Source organism: Pontiella desulfatans, assembly GCF_900890425.1.
In the GTDB taxonomy this organism is placed as follows: Bacteria; Verrucomicrobiota; Kiritimatiellia; order Kiritimatiellales; family Pontiellaceae; genus Pontiella; species Pontiella desulfatans.
This window is the reverse complement of record NZ_CAAHFG010000001.1, coordinates 1,441,770-1,461,983: the sequence shown is the minus strand read 5'-3', so window position 1 is coordinate 1,461,983 and position 20,214 is coordinate 1,441,770. Positions and strand designations below refer to the sequence as shown.

Sequence of the window (20,214 nt, the reverse complement as noted above, 5' to 3'; positions counted from 1 at the left end):
TTAGGTTCACAACCCATCTGCCGGAAGCGGAATTAGAATGAAACGATCAATACTACAATCTACCCCTTCAATACGTGCTTCAAAGCTTACGGCACTTCTTATACTGAGTTGGGTCAATGCCCAAGCAAGTGGCGGCGTCAGCCTATATGACCTCAAGGTCGAGCACCTTCGCGATCCGATCCAGCTCGACATCACGCAACCCCGGCTCAGTTGGAAGGTCAGGGTCAACGATACAACCGCTAAGAACGTCGAACAGCAGTCTTTCCGCATCCTGGTTTCGAGCAGTCCGGAAAACCTGGCCAACAACCAGGGCGACCTGTGGGACAGCGGCGTCATTTCATCTTCGCAGTCCGTGCTGGTTCCATACCTTGGGAAAAAACTGCAGAGCCGGCAGTCCTGCCATTGGAAAGTTCAGGTTACCGTCAGCAAGGGGAACACCAGCGCGTGGTCGGAAACCGCTTCCTGGGAAATGGCGTTGCTGGATTCCAATGATTGGAAAGGTTCAGAATGGATCGGGCTGGAGAAGGATACGCGCGATTCGGAATTCGCCAGCCGTAAGCCGAGCAACAAAGACGACGTGCTCCGTTCCAATCCCTCTCCCCTGCTGCGCAAAGAGATCAACATTGCCAAAGAGGTTAAAAAGGCACGTGCCTACGTGAGCGGCATCGGCTATTCCGAATTTTACATCAACGGGAAAAAGACCAGCGACCACGTCCTCGATCCCGGCCAGACCAACTATGAAAAGCACACGCTCTATGTGGTGCATGACATCACCGATGCCCTAAAACCAGGCACGAATGCCCTCGGCGTTTGGCTCGGCAACGGGTTCTACGGCCAGAACCTCGCTTTCAATCCTAAATTTGAATATGGCAAACCTAGGTTGCGCGCCAAGCTGTTCGTGGAATATGCCGACGGTAGCCACGAGACCTTCGCAACCGACACCAGCTGGAAAGCCACCGTCAGCCCGATCCTGTTCGATAACGCCTACTGGGGCGAAACCTACGATGCCCGCCGGGAAATCCCAGGCTGGTCGAAACCCGGCCTCGACGATTCCTGCTGGCAGCAAGCTGTAATCGTTCCCGCACCTTGCCCCGACCACAAACTGCGTCCGCAGCTGCTGCCACCGATCAAAGAGGTGGAACGTTTCAAGCCCGTTTCCATCAAGAAGGTGACTGACGACACCTACCTGGTCGATTTCGGCAAAAACTTTTCCGGCTGGTATGATATTAAACTGAACCAGAACAGTGGCGACGTGATCCGGTTCTATCCCACCGAAGTGCTGGATCGGGACACCGGCCGGGGAGAACAGAAAACCCGCGGCGGCGCTCCCGGCGCACCGGAAGAACACTTTTACATCTGCAAAGGAGGCGGCCCGGAATCCTACTCGCCCCGCTTTGTCTACTCCGGCTTCCAATACCTGGAAATCAGCGGCCTTGCCCAGGCGCCGACGGCGGAGAGCATTGAAGCGGTCTTTGTTCGTAGTGCGCTTGAAAAGACCGGCTCGTTTGAGTCATCGAATGAGATGCTCAATAAACAGTATGCCGCCAGTCTGCTGAGCCTCGAAGGCAACTGGCATTCCTTCCCGGAAGACTGCCCCCACCGCGAAAAATGCGGGTGGCTCGGCGATGCCCACGCCACGGCGGATCTCAGCCTCTACAACTATGACATGGCGCGGTTTTTTTCCAAATATGTCCGCGACATCCAGGATAGCCTGAACAAGGATCATAAAGCTAAACGGATTCTACCGGACAGCCCCGGCGTACCGCCCATGGTGGCACCGGGCAAACGGTGCAACCGCGTGGCTACGATTGATTGGGCAATCGCCTACATCATCATTCCGTGGCGCATGTATGTGCATACGGGCGATGCCGAAGCCTTCAAGCCGCACTATGAACATTTCAAGGATTTCATCACCTACTACAAATCGTTCAAAAACAAGGACGGCGTGATCGATAACGGCCTCGGCGACTGGTGCCCACCCAACTGGGACCGCAAGGCCGCCCCCGAGTTCATGGAGTGCCACCCCTACGTTTCCGGCACGGCCTTCTATTACCAGGCGCTGCAACTGATTAGCGAAATGGCGCTTCTGATGAGCGATGCCGACTACAGCAAAGGGTGCCTTGAAGAAGCCGATCGTATCCAGAAAGCCTTCGACAGGGTTTACTTGAAACCGATTGAAGGAAGTGATTTGAAACACTACGGAAGCCAGACGGCCACCGTGATGGCGCTGAAACTCGGCATGGTGCCCGAGGATGAAATCGAAGACCGCGTTGCAGGCCTGCTATTCGACATCAACGAACGGCACAACGGTCATCATGCCTGCGGGATTCATGGCCTGCGCCATCTGTATACGGTTCTGGCGGACAACGGGCACGGCGCTCAGGCGCACCGCATGCTGAACGACACCACCTTCCCCGGACCCGGATTTATCATGAACCTGGGTTTATCCACCTGGCCGGAACGCCGGTTCGACTGGACCAAGGTAAAATTCAGCAACTCGTTCAACCATCCCATGAACGGCGGGTTCACGGCTTTCATGCACGAAGCGCTCGGCGGCATCCGGCCGGACGAGAAGACGGCAGGCTATAAACATTTCCAGCTCAAGCCGCAGCTGACCGATCAGATCGACTGGGTTAAAACCAGCGTGGAATCGCCCTATGGCAAAATCCGCAGCGAATGGAAAAAAGATGGCGGTGCATTCACGTGGGAAATCGAAGTTCCACCGAACACCACCGCAACCTTCTTCATCCCCTACCGTTCCGGGAAAGAACTGTCCGAAGGAAATCAACGCGGACTCCAGAAAAAGCTCACACCCGTCATTGAGGGCGAACAGAAATGGCTGAAGTGCGAAGTCGGCTCCGGTGTTTATCGCTTTGCCTATGAATAGCACCGGGGGCAGGAAAGCCCCCGCTCCGTTACGGGATCGCTTTAAAATATCCCGAACTCGGATATCGATGCGGCTTTTGAAGCATCAATGATAAATATCCGGCATTGGCTTGCGGTCACGGCATCGAAGGCATGTGTTTTTTCTGAACCGCAGGTTTCGCCTACCGCCAGATCCTGCCATCCATTTCCACCCCAGGCCTGAACCTTGTAGCGTTTGATTTCATTTCCGACTTCGTTGATCACTACCTTGCTGAAGGTCTGCGGCTTGACCCATTCCACTTCCAGCCATTGATCTTTGACTCCGCCGGCCTGCCAGCAGGTATCCGGATTACCATCGTTGGCCTTAAAGGCTTCGAAGCCAGGTAGTTTTTCCGTTTCAATAAACATGGAGGAGGCATTCATGCGCCCAATCCTTGAACGGTTCGCCCCCTTGTACAGCGGTTTCGGAAATTCGATTCTGGGCATCTGGTCGACGGTAAAGTCGTATGTGCCGGACTCAACCCGGTACACGACATAGTTGCCGACGGCTTCGCTTTGTTCCGTACCGAGGTATTTAACACCGACCATTTCACCGGCTTCTTTCACCCCTTCTTTTCCTAGGGATGGAAGATAGACTTTGGCCGTGCAATTAACGGGGATTTCAATGTGGTAGCTCGCGCCCCTGCCCTCGCGTTTCCAGTTCACGACAATGTTGCCATACATCGATTCGAATTCGGTGTTGGCGTACGTCAGGTCGCCAACCGGCGCTGGCTTGATGATAACGTTTTTCATTCCGGGGTTGGCCGGATCGGGACGGATGCCGCCAAAACCTTTAATGAAGTAGGCACCGATCCCGGTATAACAGGTGTGGATCTGGCTGTCTCCAACCGCGGACCAACGCTCCGGCCAAACGGTTTTCCCCTGCTCGACAAAGTATCCATAACTGGGATGGCCAGTATCCTTGAGCAACTCATAAACCAAATCCATGCGCTCGCCATATTCGGCGAAGAAGCGGGTGTAAAGTGCCTGCCCGGAGCTTCCGGCATCATAATACGGGAATGAATAAAGCACATTATCCGCCAGTTGCGCTCGGACCTTTTCACGTTCCTCCGGGGGTGTCACGCCGGCCAATAAGGCAAAGGCCTGATCGACTTGCTTGCCGTCAAGGTATTGTCCTGTCGCGGGATTGTAGGAGAGTTTGTGCGTTGCTGTCCGCTAAACCCTGAGGCGGTCGGCATAGGTTTCCGCGTCGTTGGTTTCACCCAAGGCTTCGGCCATTTTCTTGGAACAATCGAGCATATAGGCATAGGTACAGTTGTTGAAGTGGGCCGCATCCGGTGAATTACTGCTGTCCCAGAAATTCCCGTGTGGCGTACACCAGTCGCCCAGGCCCGGCATTTCACGTGCTCCGCGTGCTCCTATTTTGAGAGCTCCACCGGTTTCATAATTGGAGGCTTGGTGCATCCACTCCATCCATTTCCGCATGGAATCGTAATTATCCCGTAGTATTTTTTTATCGCCCAGCATCTTAAAGGTTTCCCAAATCGTGATCGGGCTGTTGGCCTTCCACATCAGGAACGGACGATCCTCTTCGTTAATAACCCCCCGGATCTGGCCGTCCTTAAACTGGGCATCACGCATAAACTGCGCATATTGATCCATGAAGGCCCCGCTTTCGAAGTTGGGCAGCGCGTCGCCATACATGGCCGCCACAGTCACTTCCCCCCAGCCACGGCGTTCGCGGTGGGGACAATCGACCAAGATTCCATCGATGGTGTTCGCAAGACAGGTATTCAGGTTGATTTTCACATTCATCCCATAGGTGGTGCTGACGGAGAGTAAAACCCCGTTTTTGTTAAGGTTTCTGATGTCCGATTCATTTAGTCAATTCCGATTTTTTGTTGAAGGTTAACCATGGTTCCGCGCTTTGTGCATATGGCTGTCCCACAGCTCTTAGACAAACCCCGGCAGATACGCCTGTTCCGGCGCACCCCGTATGCGGCCGGGCGGTTTGGCTGTCCCATAGGAATCCAGCAAGGCGGGCAGGTTCCACCGGCGCCAAAGCACCGCGCGCACAACAGTGAACTGCCGCTTGAAGCTGTGCTCCCAGCCGTGCATGAACGCGAGGCAGCGCATCAGCAGGTGGACAAGCAACCCCATCCAAATCTGCCAGCGCACGGCGTTGGCGCTGTAGCCCAGGAAGTCGGAGAGCTGGAGCGTCTGCTTGATCTCCTTGAAGAACACCTCGATGTCCCAGCGGCAACGGTAGAGTTCGGCGACCGTCCACGCGCTCCACTCCAGATGGTTGGTGATGAAGGCGATCTCGACATCCTTGCCGTTGATCTCGACCAGCGCCACGACCCGGCGCAACTCGCACGGATAGGCTTTCTTCGATGCTTCGACCACCATCTCGATGACCTCGTCGCGCAGGATGCGCTTGTGCCCGGTGGTTTCGAGGGTGCGCACCACCTTGTACTGCATGTTGTCCTTCGCCCGGCCAACCCACCAGACACCGCGCACCGTCAGCTCGAAAAGATGCTTGAACTTGTTGTAGGCCTTGTCGAACACGGCGATTTCACCGGGTTTGAGCTCGGCGCACAGGCTTTGGGTCATCGTGCTGTCATGGTGCTTCGCCGTGTCGATGATGGCGCACCGGGGCAGGAAGCTTTGCAGGTCGAGGCGCAGGTGGCACTTGGCCGCAGCCTTGCGGCGGCGATGCTTCGCCCAGTCCATGCAGTTGGCGACGAGCTGGATCGTGGTCGAGTCCAGCGCATGGATCGTCTTGCTGAAGCGCCGGAGGTATCCGCGCCGAACCTTGCCCTTCGCGAAGCCCGGAACCGTATCCATCAGATGCTTCATCATGCACCAGTAGAGCTCTTCGGCCATGTCCGCGTTGCGGATCTTGTTCGCGTGGCTCAGGTTGTTACGCGACGGAGGAACCGCGCCGCGGATGGTAGAGAGCGCCGCCGCGTTCATCTGGAGCGCGTCGCACACATCGTTGAGTCCGAGTGCATGGGAGAAGTGGGCGTACAGCAAAGAAACCACATGGCTCCACGGCGTGTACGTCCGGCTTTGAATGTCCACGCCATGCTTCTGCGCAAGGCTCGACACCATGTGTCCGGGAATCAGATTGCACAATTGTTTCAAGGTTGTATACCTATGTCCGGCTGGCTTGTGTTTATGTTGTTTTTTCATACCCTCCGAGTGGAGGATTTCAACGGCACATGCCAGCCTTTTTTTTCAATATCTATGGGATGACAATGGTTGATTTTGTAGATTTTATTCAGCAGCTCGTTGGACGATTCGAACGTGCTGATTTGTTTCCGGTCGTTGGTAATGACATAACCCTTAATGTCTTCCAACTTCGGTTTATAATTCAACCCATACACCGTGATCCACCGACCACCGGCCAGGTTGAACCGGTTCGTAAAACGGCCTTTGCCGCTTTTACCAAAGATATACTGGCTTTTCTGTTTCCAGTTCATGACGAGTTCGGTCTGGTCGCTGATTTCGAAGATCACGGAGTCCCCTTCAGCACCGTCATACAAATTCATCTCAAAAAAGCCGGTGTAGTTTTCACCCATATCAATGCGATACGTACCGTCTTTGTTGTCCTTCACCTCAATCGGCGCTATCTCTTTAAACCGAACCTGAGGCTCGACCATCTGCGCACTTAATTCTGCTTTAATAGGGCTGTACAACGATCTCAGTGATCGGTCTTTATTGCTGTTAAGCGCAAAGCTGATGTTATCGCCTTCCGGGATTTTTGCATTGAGTTCCGCGGCATCATACACGACTGCGTTCGCCCAGTTGCGATCATCATAAACGGCCGTATTCCAGTCGTCTTCCTTGCGACGATCATCAATCGTTTCCCCGCCAAACCGAAGGATGTCCCAATCGCCATAATATTCCGTATGACTTTTTTTACATTTCCAACTGGTATCCGAACCGAACGACAAACGCTCATTTCCGACTTCAATTTCCGCCTGCGCCTTAAATACGAACGGAATGTTCCGATATTCGCGAATCCGTCTCCAACGCGCCCAGCCTGCCGCATGCCAGACCGCAATCACGTTGTCGCCCTTTTTCAGATGGGCGGAAATATCGTAGGTCAGATACGGAATGCGCTTCTTCATGTAGGACGAAACCGGGTTCATCACTTGATCCGTCACCTTTCGGCCGTTCACATAGAGTTCGTGATAGCCGAACGACGCCACATAAACAAAACCCGAGGTTGGCTCCGCTGAAAGGGTGAAGTTTTTGCGGTACCAGTTATGATCGGTCTTCAGTTGGTCTTCTTTGAGGATCCATTCCCCCTTCCAATCGGTGGAATCCAGTAGGCCGACCGTAAAGCGCGCAACCGGGCTCCAGTCCGACACCTTGCCATCGATATCGCAGATCCGGACTTTCCACAAACACTCCATACCGGATTTCAGCGAAGCCCCCTGATACACATTATTTGCCGACTGCGACTCCTTCACGGCTCCGGAGTCCCACAGGTCGCCGATGTCCTGGTTCAGTTTTTCGAGGCTGCTCGCCACCAGCACCTGATAGCCGGTCTGTCGTTGCCCGCGCGTTTTATCCGGATCCAGAATCTTCCAGCTCAAACGGGGCTGCACATTATCAATCCCGAGTGGATCAACCCGGTATTCACAGCGCAAATCAACAGGCTGTACCGATCCCCATACAGCCCAAGAGGAAAGGAACAGCATGAGTGGGATTAGGCGGCAACTCTGCACTCCGAAAGTCCGTCGGTTATTCCGGGACGGAATCAGCACTCGTTTCGCGCCCGATCCAGCAGAGCGCGCTGGCGAACCACGTGACGGTTGCGGTGGTCAGCAACAGCTTGTTCATCTCCAAATCAACTTTCCCGGCATAAAACAGGATCGGAGCGAGAACAATCAGGACAAGAGAAAGATATGAGATAATTTCCGCTACTTTTTTCATGCTTCCGTCCCCTTCTGCGTGAACTTGCTAATCAAGATGTAGAGCCCCGAGGCGATGAACCAGCCGGGCAAAGAAACAAAGAAGATCTGGAACTGCGGCTTTCCGGATTTCACCAACGCCACGCAGATGGCCAACGTGGCGATCCAGGCGATGCCGGCCGCCCAGTTGATCGAGATCTTCCTGTGTTCCGCATAATATTGCCTGAGCCCCAGTTTCGGGAAGATCCAGAAATCGGTAAAGACGACCGCGCCCATCGGCATGAGGATCAAGCCATAGAGCGCCACAAAGCCGAGCAGCTTCATGGCAATGCCGGGGAACAACCCGGCCAGCGTGGCCAGCATGCCGGTGCCGATCGTTACGGCGAAGCGCGATTTTTTCGGCATGATCGCCTGGAAGGCCAGGCCGGCGCGGTAGATCGTCGGGTTGGCGGTCGTCCATCCGGCAACAATGACGCAGATGAGTCCGGCCACACCGGCCGCGCGGTAGGCCAGCGGCCCCGGCAGCACGTCCGTGTTGGACGGGTCTAGATGCAGCTGCAAGGAGTAAAGCACCGCCGCCGCGAGCCAGGCCATGAAGTGGCCGACATACATGCCGGACGCCGAGGCAACCCCATGCCACGACTTTTTCGCGAAACGCAAAACGGAGAGATCGGACATGCCCACATGCATCGCCATATTCGCGAACCATGCAAAGAAGGTTACATGCCAGAAGGTAAACTTGACCTGCCCGGGAAGCGGATCGCCCCCCTTGAAGATGGACTCGTTGCAAAGCGCCCAGAGGCTGGAGAGGGAATTCACTTCCGCTCCCGTCACCTCGATGAACTGGCGCAGTCCAATGATCCCGAAGCCCAGGAAGACCAGTACCATCCAGGGCGCGGCGATGTTGGCCACCCTGGAAACCATGTCGTAGCCCCAGGCCGCGACCAAGGTGATGAGCGCACCAATGCCCAGCACCGCAAGCACCCACCCGACGCTGTTCGGATAAATATCCGTCAGCCCCGGCATGGGAAAATTAAACCAGACCCCGAGCGCCGTCGCCGACACCGTGATCATGGAGCCGGCCAGGAAACAGAACATCACCCCGTTGGCGAGGTTGTATAGGGTGACGAGATTCCGGCCACAGATTTTTTCCAACTGGTAATACAACGTCAAGCGCGCCCGCACCGCGATCGGCGCACACAGGAACATCCAGCTCAGCACCGCCAACAAGTTGCCGATCAACAAGCCGAAAACCACATCGAACGCGCTCACCCCCGCCGCCACGAACAGCGGGCCGATCATCAATTCCGTTCCGGCGCAGTGCTCGCCGGCATACATGCCCACGAAAGCCTTCAGCCCCCGGGTCTTCGACGCGGGCACCGGTTCGCGTTCGAACTCGCCATGCTTTTCCTGTTGTTCATCACTCATGCTTCATCCCTTATCTGACTTCAATCACAACGGATCCTTCAACCCGTTCCTCAAGCACCCATCGACCAGCCCGCAGCGAGGCCTTTACCGGCTTTCCATCCAACAGCACCTGGCTTGATTCCCCAACCGCGGGCAGATCCACCTGGGCGGCCATGCCTTCAGGCAGCTGCAGCTTCATCTTGAAGTTGCCCGCAACTTCCCACTCAACAAGGATGGCGCCCATACGGGTGGGCACTTTACCTTGGGCGGATTTGAGATCCCCAAGGTTCGGCGAAATCCGCGCGGTTTTCCAACTGGGCGCCAAGGGCTCGGCACCGAGCACGTAGCGCGGGAGCAGATTGGCCGGGGCCGCGCCCCAGGCATGGTTCCAGTCCTGGTTCGGTTTATATTTCAGGTCCCACGCTTCCCAAGAGATGGTGGTGCCGCTATCCACCATGTGTTTCCAGCTGCGGTCGTTATCGGCGACCATCAAGGCCAGCGCCTGGGTTCCCGCCCCGTTTTCAAAAAGGCCTTCCATCAGATACTGCGCGGCATAGACCGAGCAGCGCATACCGCGCCCAGCCAACCAGTCCGCCATCCCCGACCGATGCGGTTCCGGGACGAGGCCGAAGGCCAATGGATAGAGATTGGCGTGCGATGAAATGTGGTCGGTATCAACGCCGTCCAGGTACAAGCCCTTGCCCTCATCGAAAAACGTTTTCTGGAAGGCGGCGTAGGACGCGTCGAAGTCGGCCTCATAGCGCTTTGCCTCCTCTTCGAAACCAATCGCCCTCGCCATTTCGGCCATCAGCTTGATGGCGCGCAGATAAAAAGCATTCACCACGGTGTTGCGCGGAGTGAAGACATAACCGTCCCGCTCTTTCTGGGGCCAATCCACAATATCGGTTTTCTTCATATCGACTTCTTCACTGAAGATCAGTCCATCGTCCCCCTTGCGATGCAGCAGAAGCTTGGACTTCAGCGCCTGGTAGCGCCCGGACATCCAGCCGAGATCACCGGTATGCATCCAGTCGGCGTGGACCATGAAGACCATGTGCGGCGCCCATTCCGTCGGCCAGGTACCAATGCCATCCAGCAGCAGGTAGTTGATGGTATCCCGCGCCATGACCTTGTCGTCATCCGTGTAGTAATGGCTGAGCTGGTTCAAATAGGCATCGGCTTCGTAGGGGATGCGCTCGCGGTCGCCATCCACATACACCCCGGCAAAGGTGGTGGCCTTGATGGAATAGCGGCACAGGTCCCAGATTCGGTTCAGCATGTCATCCGAGGATTCGAATGCTGCCGCATCATCCTTCCAGGTCGAGGCATAGGCCGATTGGCGAACAATCTGCTCCGGCTTCAACGTCCCGTTCCATCCCTCGATTTCCACCCATCGGAAAGGCAGCACCACGCCCCACTCCTCCGGAGTCAGGATGGCCGGCGGATGATAATGTTTCCTGGTCGACACCAATTCCGTATTGCGCGGGTCCGCCGGCGGTGCGGCAACAATGGCCTGGCTGCCGGCCAGCGTGACCGAGGTCTGATTGTAGCGAACCGTTCCCTTTGGCTTGCGGTTGATCCGCCCGTCCACAAAATCCTCGCCGAAATGAACCGTTACCGTGCCGGTGGCATTGGCCGGTGGTTGGAGGCGAAGATTGCCATAGGCCACCTTCCCGAAGTCCACCAGAACGACATCCGGCGAAACGTGCGATATCTCAACCGGTCGTTCATCGACCAAATGCGTTGGAGCCGCCAGGGTCGTCGACCCCATCATTATTCCTGCCACCGAAACCGTGGCCCACTGCAAAACGTTTTCTTTCATCATGCCTTCACATCCCATTCTTTCCACCCCCCCCCGGACCAATCGCCAAACACACTCCCCGATTCCATGACGTATTGCAAAACCTGTAGATTTCATATCGTTGAAACCCCGTGGGGATCTTCAATCAGTTCCCGATTTCGATTTCATCGAGGAAGAGCCCCTGGGCATCCACCGTGGTGAGCCGGATCGTATTGGCCCCGCGTTTCAAGGTGATGGGCACGGAAACGGTTCTCCACTGCCTTCCCCAGTTTGCCGAAGGCGGCAGGGAAACCACCTGCTCCATCATTTGGCCATTCACATTCAACCGAACCTTGAGCGGTGTGCGCCCCTTTGCGGCACCGCTATGGCGAATGATCAGATCCACCTTGGTGGTATCGCCGTCGTTTTCGCGATACCACTCAACATAGGCCCCCGTTTTCTTTCCCATGTCCAGGAAACCGGAGCCGTTATAGTTTCGACCCTCGGTTGATTTTGTTGCCCCCTGGAACTCGGCATCTTCGGCCTGGTCGCCGCCGAACTCGGTATCGAGCCCGCCACCTTCCCAGAGCAAACCCACGTCATCCGCGAAGCGCTCCTCCATCACCAGGGCCGGCTGGCCGCCGATCATCACCAGCGCCTTGACCGTTGTGCCCAAGGCCACCTCGAAGCCGCCGTTGTACCTTGTCGACTTGACGGAGGGCGTGCTTCCATCGGTGGTGAAGAAGATTTCCGGCGTTTGGAAGGCCTGCTTACCCCGCAACGCAATCTGTTGAACATCGATATGGACCGTGCTGGAGACCACGAGTTTTTTATCGCCCAGAATAGCCCCGGCCACCAAAGCCACGGCACCATCATCCTTCCCGGATTCGATGTAGGCGCGGGCCAAACCGAAGAAGGCCATGCGGTCGGTGGTTCCGTGGAAGGGTTCAACATCGTTCGGCTTGCCGTTGTCCAGCGCTTTGATTTTTGCGGGACCCTGGACATTGAAGAAAACACGGTTTTCGCCATACGGATAAAACTCCCCCTTCGCATCCCTGAAGGTGGTGCGCACCTGCACAAGGTCTTTCCCGGAAGCGGCAAGCGGTTCCCCGTCGACGGAGAGTTGGAGCTGTGCAGGCTCATCCGCCGTGCGAATCATTTTTTCAGCGGCTTTCCTTCCCCCGTCATATCCCACGGCCACAACCGACCCCGGCGTCCAACCCACCATCCATTGGCACTGCATTTCCTGCCATTTCGTTCCGGGCGTTTGTTTGCCCTGCGACTTGCCGTTGAGGAAGAGTTCGACTTCATCGCAGTTGGAGTAGACCCAGACCGGGATTTCGGTGCCGGGTTTCATGGCCGGATGCGTCCAGTGCGGCAGGATATGGACCATCGGTTCCGTCGTCCACTGGCTTTGGTAGAGATAATACAAATCCTTCTCGAAGTTGGCGAGGTCGCACGTGCCACCGGAAAAAAGCTTGAAGGGCCAGGCCCCGCTGGCCAGTCCGGCTTCGCCCAGATAGTCGTGCCCCGTCCAGCGGTACATGCCCGCGTTGTTGGGAATATCCCGAATCTGGGCAATCATGCGCCGCGCGGGCGAACGTACGGTCGCATTGTCGTAGCTCGACTTATAAAAATGCTTCCGGTTCGCGCGGTGCGCGTTGTCCGTCCAATCCACCGTAAAAACTTCCTCTTCGGTCAGGTTTGGAATCTCCGTAACCTCGCTCGTGATGCCATCCCGATACCAGGTTTGCGTGCGGTAATACCCGCGCGTTTGCCAGGTGTGTGTATTTTCGGTGCCAATGAAAACGCGGTCGTTCGGCATCTGCGTCTCGAACCAGTTTGGGCTCTCGCTCCCGCCGTTCATTCCCACAATATCCATCAACTGCTCCTCGGAGCTGCCGGAGGTCACCGGCCGGGTCGGATCGATTTCGTGGCAGCGCGCCAGCATCGCTTTGGCACTCTCTTCGCCATGCGTTTCATTGCCAATGCTCCAAACGAACACAGAGGGATGATTTCGGTCGCGCTTGATCCAGTCCGTCAAGTCCTGTTTCCACCAATCGGCAAACGCCTGCGCGCCATAATCAGCGCGCGCCTTCTGGTTCCAGCCATCCACAAACTCGTCCATCACAATGATGCCCAGCTCGTCGCAGATGTCGTAGAATTCCGGCGTATGCGGATTGTGCGCCGTCCGGATGGAGTTGCAGCCCATGGCCTTCATCTGCTCCACGCGGAAACGGATAATCTTTTCCGGGACCGCCGCACCGAATGCCCCGCCATGCTGATGCTGGCAGACCCCGCGCAACTTCACCAACTTGCCATTGAGCACCATGCCCTTTCCGGGAATCCACTCGATATCGCGGACACCAAATCGGGTCTCTACGCGGTCGGTGATTTTCGAATCGACCACAACTTCACTTACGGCCGTGTACAGATAAGGCGACTCGGGCGACCACCGATTGGGATCCGGGATGTCCAACGTCTGCAGCGCCGTGGCCGTTTCCCCACTTTTCACAAGAAGCGGGAATTCCTTCATTGCAACCGGATTCCCTTCGGCATCGCGAACCGTTGTTTTAACCACCGCTTTTTCGGCTCCCGAGGCTTTATTCACCACCTCTGCATCAATGGAAACGGTCGAACCTTTCGTGCGGATCCAAATTCCGGAGGTTGGAATGTGGATCGGTTCGCGAATGTTGATCCAGGTATGCGCATAGATCCCGCTGCCCGTGTACCACCGCGCGGCATGTTGCTGCTGGTTGTCCACGCGCACGGCGAAGGTGATCGAGCCCGACTCGTTCACGATGTCGCTGACATCATACCCAAACGAGATCCATCCATAGGGACGGTGGCCGAGTTTTTTTCCATTTGCCCAGACGGTGCTGTTGCGGAACACCCCGTCGAATTCAATGGCCACCTGTTTTCCCTTCCACGCCTTCGGAACCTCAATGGTTTTCCGATACCAGGCAATCCCCGTCGGCAGATATCCGCAGCGGTCCGTGGTCGGGTTTTTCGGATCGAACGATCCCTCAACCGTCCAGTCGTGCGGCAGGTCCAAGGTGCGCCATCCGGCATCCGGATGCTGCACCTGTTCCGCCTTCGGCACATCCTTTTGGATAAACTTCCAGTCGTCATCAAAAAGCATCCGCTCCGCCGAACACACCCCCGCACAACACAGCAAACCTATAACCAGTAATCTTTTCATGGTTCCCTACTTTTTCCGCCGCGTCTTCGTGTCCACCCGTTTGCGCGAACACCATTCCTTGGGTTAACGCCGGATGGGGTTGATGGGGCGTGGCCAGGCCTGTTGACGGAACTACAGTTCCAGCTCAAAGCGATGCACCCCCGGGGCGACCGTTTCCGATGGGCGGCCATTCGGGAATTCGACGGTGGCGGTGGTATTGGGCGGAACGACGACCTCCATGGCGAGGCGGTTGCCTTCCTTTCTCCAGCCACTCGCCGCCTTGCCATAGGCGGTCTCCAGTTCGGCGCGCGCCGACGTGAGCGGGCCGCCGGAAAGCGGACGCACAAAGAAGTGCCGGTAGCCGGGATGTTCCGGGTCCAGCGACAGTCCGGCGACGCGTTCGATCATCCATTCGCCAATGGCGCCGTAGGCATAGTGGTTGAAGGAATTCATGGTCACATTGCCAAAGCCATCCTGATGGCTGTAGCTGTTCCAGCGCTCCCACATGGTGGTGGCGCCCTGGTTGATCGAGAAGAACCACGAGGGATAGGTTTCCTTGAAAAGAAGGGAATAGGCCAGATCGCCATGGCCCATGTCGTCGAGCACCTGCGCGATGAACGGGGTTCCGAGGAAGCCGGTTCGCAGGTGGCCGTCGGCCGCATCGACCAAAGCAACCAGATGCCTTGCCGCCTTCTTCTGAAGCTCATCCGGCACCAGGTTGAAGCCGATCGCCAGCAGATAGGCCGTCTGTGTTTCCGGGGCGTTCCGGAGCTTTCCATCCGCATCGAAATAATGGTTGGCAAAGGCGGCCTTCACCCGCGCGGCCTCCGCCCCATATTTTGCGGCATCGGCTTTTTTGCCGAGCACCGTTGCGCTGTCGGCCAGAATCTGCACGCTATTGGCGTAAAAGGCGGTACCGAGCAGCTCCTTCGGCGTATCGCCCTTCTGGTCCTTGGCATAGGGCTGGAGCCAGTCGCCGAAACCACCCATCTTGGAAATGAGCCCGTCCTTTGACCGCCCCCGGTACCAGGCCACGAGCTTTTCCATCATGCCGTAGTTTTCGGAGAGCATCTCCGCATCGCCGGTGCTCACATAGACATCCCACGGGATAATCGTGGCGGCATCCATCCAGCCGGGGCTGCCCCCGGCATTCAGGATGTCGGGAACCACATGGGGAATTTGGCCGTCGGCAAACTGGTCGTCGCGCATGGAGCCGAGCCAGCTCTTGAAGAAGGCGTGGCAGTCGTAGTTGAGCAGCGCGGTCGGGGCAAAGGCCTGGGCATCGCCCGTCCAGCCGAGGCGTTCGTCGCGCTGCGGGCAGTCGGTGGGAATATCCAGGAAGTTGCCGCGCTGGCCCCAGGTGATGTTGCTGTAGAGTTGGTTCAGCTTTTCGTGCGACGAGGAGAACGAACCAATCCTTGGCAGATCGGTATGGAGCACCTCGCCGCGGACCCAATCCGTCTTCGGCTTGGCGCCCTCCGGCAGGCCGGAAAGCTCCACATAGCGGAACCCGTGGAAGGTAAAGGTGGGCCGCCACGAAACCGTGCCGGTCTGGGCGGCGGTATGGAAGTCGGTTGCTTTGGCCGAGCGATAGTTCGCCGTATACATCGTGCCGTCCTGGTTGAGCATTTCGGCCACACGCAGCGTTACAGTCCGGTCCTTTTCAACCGGAATATCCAGCACCGGCCAGCCCACCATGTTTTGCCCGAGGTCGAACACGAAACGACCGGGTTCGGGCTCGGTGATTTTCCGGGTGGCCAGCGTTTCCGTTACCCGGACCGGGGCAAAGGGCTTGGGAACGAGCCGTTGCGCACCGGGTTCGGCATTGACCCCGACCGCCCCCCAGGCCGCGTCGTCATAGCCGGGTTTATCCCATCCGGGCATCTCCTTGCGGGCATCGTAGGTTTCCCCGTCGTAGATGCTCGAGACAACGATCGGCCCGTCCAGCGTGGCCTTCCACTCCCCATTGGAAACGACGTTCACCTTGCGGCCATCCCGATAGGTGATTTCCAGCTGGAGCAACAGCTCCGGATGACGGCCGAACAACCCTTTGTCATGCGCCCAGCCCAGACGTCCGGCATACCATCCCGCCCCCAGCAACGCCCCGATGGCGTTCTGCCCGCCTATGATTTTATCAGTGACATCATACGTCAGCGTATCGAGCCGGTCCGCATAGGAGGTCCACCCGGGAACGAACGCATCGTTCCCGACTTTTTCGCCATTCAGATGCACTTCGAACACCCCGCGCGCCGTGACATACAGTCGGGCGCGCCCGACCTCCCCAGACACCGGAAATTCGCGGCGCAGCCAGGCAACGGATTCCACCTTCGCCTCCATCGGAGGGAAGGTTGCCTTTTTGTTTTCCTCCACGATGCTCGTTCGTTCTTCGCCGTCCAACAGATAGACCAGCACCAGTTCCTTCACCGATCCCTCGGCGGGATCCCCGCCAAGGACCTGGTTCCTCACGTTGACTTCCAGGAAGTTGTCCTTGATTTTTTTCCGATAGAACGCCGTCAAGTCCTTCTGGAGTTCGTGCTTTTCCTTCGCCCGGTAGGTTGCCTTGATCAATTTGAATTCGGGCACGGGAGGCGCGTCCGGCATGGAGGGACGGATCCACTGCGCCTTCCAATCGGCGTTGGAAAGAAGACCGAGTTCAAAGGTTGCGGATTCACTCCATTCCGATTGTTTTCCGTTTTCATCGCGGAACCGGACTTGCCATTCGCCCTGTTGCCGGGAAGCCAGTGCCTTGCCCCCGTACGGAACAAAAACCGACCGGTCCGATTCAACCCAACCGCTGTCCCAAAGCAGGCCATCGCCTTTCACCACGAGTTGATAAGCGGTCTGTTTTTGAACGCCGACCGGCAGCTTCCACGAAAAGACCGGCGTGGCATCGTGGAAACCGAGCGGGTTCACAAAACCTTCCCCCATGGTTAGATCGATCGGCATTGAAACCCCAAAACTATTAGCGTGTACAAGTGTCATCATCATTCCTGCAACGAACCATCGCGTATCTATCCATTTTTTCATTAAGTACCCTATTCTTTATTGTCAGGTTTGCCCGATGCCTCCGGGAAGGCGTTGAGGTAGGCGTCCAGCCGCCGGACCATGTCCTTGCGAACGTCGGCATATTCGGGGTTGGCCGCCAGATTTGCAACCTCGGCAGGATCTTTTTCCAAATCGTAAAGACACTCGTATGGCCCATCCGGCTCTTCATAGTAGACCGCATATTTATACCGCTTTCCGCGAACCCCGTACCAGTTGTTGTAGCGTTTGAATTTATGTTCGCAGTAGACCTCCTGCGGCCAATCCGCAACCAGCCCATCCTCCACCAACCCGACCAGCGACCGCCCCTGGTAGACGGCCGGCTTGGACAAGCCGGCCCACTCGACGATCGTCGGGGCAACATCGAGATGCGTGCCGAGCTCCGTAACCACGCGGCCCCGTTTATGCTCCGGCAGGGCCGGGTCGTAGACAATGAACGGAACATGAAGGGATTGGTCGTAGTGGTTCCACTTTCCGGCCAGCCCGCGGTCCGCCATCAGGAACCCGTTGTCGCCCGTATAGACCACCACCGTGTTTTGATCCAGCCCCTGCGTCTTCAGCTCGGCGAGAATCCGGGCAACGGCGTTGTCGATGCCGGTAATCATCCGGAAATAGGCGCGCAGGTTGACCTGGTATTTTTCGGGCGTATCCCAGCGCCAGAAATAGCGGGCGCGCGAAAGCTCGCCTTCATCCTTCAGGAATCCGGGAAGCGCCTCGAAATATTTATCGTCGCCCAGCTTGGGTGACGGCAGAGTGATCTCCTCATAGAGGCCATCGGTCGATTCCGGCCACTGGAAGTGGAACCCGGGGCGCAGATCGCTGTCCTCCGCATGCGATGCATTGAAGCTGACCGACAGGCAGAACGGCTGCCCCTTGGGGTTGCCTTTGATGAATTCAATCGCCGCGTCGGCGCACAGGTCGGTTTCGTGGCGCAACGAACCGTCCGGCATCTTTTTCAGGTAGGGGTTGCGGTCGTAGGGTTTGAAGAAATCGAACTGTTGCTTTCGGTCGTTCTTGCTGAAACGGAACCCATATTTCCCGGTGAAGCCCGTGCGGTAGCCACTGGCCTTCAGATAGGCCGGATAGCTGGTGGGAATATAGTTGGCATCCACCGCCGGCTCGCCAAAGTTGTACCCATGCGTGCGCTGGGAAAGCCCGCTTATGAGCGTTGCGCGGCTCGCACTGCAGATGGGCGTCTCGCAAAAAAAGTTTTCGAACCGCACCCCGTTCGACGCGAGCTGGTCGATCGTCGGGGTTTGGATGAGATCATTTCCGTAACAGCCGAGCACATCGTTGCGCTGGTCGTCGGCCAGAATAAAGACAATGTTTTTTCGCGAGGTTTCCGCCGCCTGCCCTTGCGACAAGAATACCGTCCCGCACAAAAGCACCAATCCCCATCCGGTTCCATTCATAGTTCCATCTCCGTCATGCCTGATACATCCTTCACAAAAAGTTGCCCGTTTTTCAAGACACACCAGGTGTTTATAACCGATCGATACGGTTGATCGACAAGGGCGGCAGCACGACTTCGCTGCCTCGCGGCACGCTCACGACCGGAAGTTTTTCCTCCGGGGCGAACGTCTTCAATTGGTTGACGCCATCGAACGACAACGCCTGGTGCCTGAAGGCCGGCGCATCCTCCGCACGGTCAATGCCCAGCTTGAGCGGCACACCCACCGGGGTTTTATTGATGGCAAAAACCGATACCGTTCCATCCTTCAGGACGGCAGCCGCCCTAACCGCATCCAACCCCTCCCCAACCTGGACGGACTCGACCTGGCACTCCAGCAGTTGCGCGTTTTCAAAAAGGTCGCGAACCATTTCATAGGCCGCGCCGGACGCCGTCTTGGTATGGACTCCGGTTTTTTTGTCGTACAGGAAAAAGGGATGCCCTGCATTCATCTGGAAAAAACAGGCGATATCGAAAATATCCTGGTTTTCAAACAGGGTTAAATATCCATCGGCCATGCCCAGCACCGTGATGGCATTGTCGCCCTTGCCTGTGGACCATTCCGTCAGCCAGATGGGGTGGTTCGGGAAAATCGTGCGAAAGGTATTGGCCATCTTGGAGAGGATGTCCCCGGTAAAGAGGGTTTCCTTTGCCCCTCCGCCCATATGCTTGTGCACCGTGATGGCATCGAAATAGGTTTCCTTGAAAAACGGTTGGTTCCACGGATTGGTCTCCGCATCGCGCCAGTGAACGGGAACCGAGACCTTGAGTTTGGGATCCACGGCCTTCAATGCGGCGGCATGTGCCTTTGAAACGGCCATGTAATCTTCCAGCGTCTTGGTGGCCTCGCTACGCTGGGTTTTCCAGAATGGTTCGTTGCCCAGTTCAACCCATCGGACATCGAATCCCTTTTCCTTGCGATCCCTCAGGCGGCGCACCCCTTTTTCGGGAGAGTCATAGTTCAGGTTATAGGTGAAAACGGTATCGAACTTTAGTTCCTGATGCAGTTGATGCAGGCCGTCGAAACCATATTTCAACGTCGGATGGTTGGTGACCGAAGCATCATACGGTGTTTTATAGTTATCCGTTTTGCGCCGGCCATCGCTTTCCCAGTCGTAAAATTTTGCCCAGACCCCGTGGGGGAAACGCAGGGAGGAGGGTTTGAACCGGCGGATCAGCCGTTGCGCGTCCGGATGGTTATAGCCGATCTTGCCGTAAAGGTTTTCCGGCCAGTTGGCATTCAGCCCCAGCAGCAGATTGTTGACCGGAGTCCGCTTTGCCGTATTCACCGACACCGATGCGGTTGCCGAACCCGGAACAGTGAATGGATATTCCAGAGCGTCAATTTCACCCTTATCCGCAAGGGCACCCGCCGCCAGCAACAGGCAAACGCCTGACATCTTAAACCTATGGCAAAAACAAACCTTCATAAATCTCCCCAACCACCAATAGTGCGCGATGCGTTGCATAGGGTGTCTTCTCTGAAAAATTCAGCATTGACGAGCATTAGACCAAAACGGGAAAAGCAACCAAGCGACCATGATTTCAAATCGTTAACCCCACC

General features: G+C 56.6%; 11 protein-coding genes and 1 pseudogene. 1 reads left to right on the top strand and 11 read right to left on the bottom strand.

From position 1 onward, the window contains the following. The first annotated feature begins 37 nt into the window (after nucleotides 1-37). Nucleotides 38-2,887, top strand: coding sequence for a family 78 glycoside hydrolase catalytic domain (locus tag E9954_RS05480; RefSeq protein WP_136078210.1), 2,850 nt, complete (start codon nucleotides 38-40; stop codon nucleotides 2,885-2,887). A 41-nt stretch (nucleotides 2,888-2,928) separates the two neighbouring features. Here E9954_RS05480 and E9954_RS33285 read toward each other — a convergent pair whose 3' ends face one another. The 11 genes and pseudogenes from E9954_RS33285 to E9954_RS05425 form a co-directional block, all read right to left on the bottom strand. Continuing rightward, nucleotides 2,929-3,453, bottom strand: coding sequence for a discoidin domain-containing protein (locus E9954_RS33285; RefSeq protein ID WP_342793751.1), 525 nt, complete (start codon nucleotides 3,451-3,453; stop codon nucleotides 2,929-2,931). A gap of 15 nt (nucleotides 3,454-3,468) precedes the next feature. Further along, nucleotides 3,469-4,674 (bottom strand): annotated as a pseudogene (locus E9954_RS33280) (alpha-L-rhamnosidase-related protein); the annotation flags it as partial. Between the two features lie 144 nt (nucleotides 4,675-4,818). Then, nucleotides 4,819-6,060, bottom strand: coding sequence for an IS4 family transposase (locus E9954_RS05465; protein WP_136077916.1), 1,242 nt, complete (start codon nucleotides 6,058-6,060; stop codon nucleotides 4,819-4,821). After that, complete coding sequence (locus tag E9954_RS05460) at nucleotides 6,057-7,577, bottom strand: family 78 glycoside hydrolase catalytic domain (protein WP_456238434.1); 1,521 nt, start codon at nucleotides 7,575-7,577, stop codon at nucleotides 6,057-6,059. The genes E9954_RS05465 and E9954_RS05460 overlap by 4 nt, the downstream gene beginning before the upstream one ends. Before the next feature lie 43 nt (nucleotides 7,578-7,620). Further along, nucleotides 7,621-7,812, bottom strand: coding sequence for a hypothetical protein (locus tag E9954_RS05455; protein WP_136078206.1), 192 nt, complete (start codon nucleotides 7,810-7,812; stop codon nucleotides 7,621-7,623). Continuing rightward, nucleotides 7,809-9,218: a purine-cytosine permease family protein gene (locus E9954_RS05450; RefSeq protein ID WP_136078205.1), complete on the bottom strand. Its 1,410-nt coding sequence runs from the start codon at nucleotides 9,216-9,218 to the stop codon at nucleotides 7,809-7,811. Before E9954_RS05450 ends, E9954_RS05455 begins: the two co-directional genes overlap by 4 nt. Before the next feature lie 10 nt (nucleotides 9,219-9,228). Further along, a complete protein-coding gene (locus E9954_RS05445) occupies nucleotides 9,229-11,022 on the bottom strand; it encodes a family 78 glycoside hydrolase catalytic domain (RefSeq protein WP_222847068.1) in 1,794 nt (597 codons plus the stop codon). Between the two features lie 121 nt (nucleotides 11,023-11,143). Further along, nucleotides 11,144-14,179: a glycoside hydrolase family 2 TIM barrel-domain containing protein gene (locus E9954_RS05440; RefSeq protein ID WP_136078203.1), complete on the bottom strand. Its 3,036-nt coding sequence runs from the start codon at nucleotides 14,177-14,179 to the stop codon at nucleotides 11,144-11,146. Nucleotides 14,180-14,290: 111 nt separating this feature from the next. Beyond that, a complete protein-coding gene (locus tag E9954_RS05435) occupies nucleotides 14,291-17,104 on the bottom strand; it encodes an alpha-L-rhamnosidase (protein ID WP_136078202.1) in 2,814 nt (937 codons plus the stop codon). A gap of 89 nt (nucleotides 17,105-17,193) precedes the next feature. After that, nucleotides 17,194-18,612 (bottom strand): sulfatase family protein, encoded by a 1,419-nt coding sequence (locus E9954_RS05430; protein WP_136078201.1) that lies wholly within the window; start codon nucleotides 18,610-18,612, stop codon nucleotides 17,194-17,196. A 70-nt stretch (nucleotides 18,613-18,682) separates the two neighbouring features. Then, the gene (locus tag E9954_RS05425; RefSeq protein ID WP_168441995.1) at nucleotides 18,683-20,050 is read right to left on the bottom strand and encodes a glycosyl hydrolase; all 1,368 of its coding nucleotides are present in this window, start codon (nucleotides 20,048-20,050) and stop codon (nucleotides 18,683-18,685) included. Between the last annotated feature and the right edge of the window lie 164 nt (nucleotides 20,051-20,214).

What these genes read in the sequence shown, in the direction of transcription:
- E9954_RS05460 (WP_456238434.1), bottom strand. Translation starts at nt 7,577, where the DNA reads ATGCTGTTCCTTTCCTCTTGGGCTGTATGGGGATCGGTACAGCCTGTT.
- E9954_RS05445 (WP_222847068.1), bottom strand. Translation starts at nt 11,022, where the DNA reads ATGATGAAAGAAAACGTTTTGCAGTGGGCCACGGTTTCGGTGGCAGGA.
- E9954_RS05425 (WP_168441995.1), bottom strand. Translation starts at nt 20,050, where the DNA reads ATGTCAGGCGTTTGCCTGTTGCTGGCGGCGGGTGCCCTTGCGGATAAG.
- E9954_RS05430 (WP_136078201.1), bottom strand. Translation starts at nt 18,612, where the DNA reads ATGAATGGAACCGGATGGGGATTGGTGCTTTTGTGCGGGACGGTATTC.
- E9954_RS05440 (WP_136078203.1), bottom strand. Translation starts at nt 14,179, where the DNA reads ATGAAAAGATTACTGGTTATAGGTTTGCTGTGTTGTGCGGGGGTGTGT.
- E9954_RS05435 (WP_136078202.1), bottom strand. Translation starts at nt 17,104, where the DNA reads ATGCCGATCGATCTAACCATGGGGGAAGGTTTTGTGAACCCGCTCGGT.
- E9954_RS05455 (WP_136078206.1), bottom strand. Translation starts at nt 7,812, where the DNA reads ATGAAAAAAGTAGCGGAAATTATCTCATATCTTTCTCTTGTCCTGATT.
- E9954_RS05450 (WP_136078205.1), bottom strand. Translation starts at nt 9,218, where the DNA reads ATGAGTGATGAACAACAGGAAAAGCATGGCGAGTTCGAACGCGAACCG.
- E9954_RS05465 (WP_136077916.1), bottom strand. Translation starts at nt 6,060, where the DNA reads ATGAAAAAACAACATAAACACAAGCCAGCCGGACATAGGTATACAACC.
- E9954_RS33285 (WP_342793751.1), bottom strand. Translation starts at nt 3,453, where the DNA reads ATGGTCGGTGTTAAATACCTCGGTACGGAACAAAGCGAAGCCGTCGGC.
- E9954_RS05480 (WP_136078210.1), top strand. Translation starts at nt 38, where the DNA reads ATGAAACGATCAATACTACAATCTACCCCTTCAATACGTGCTTCAAAG.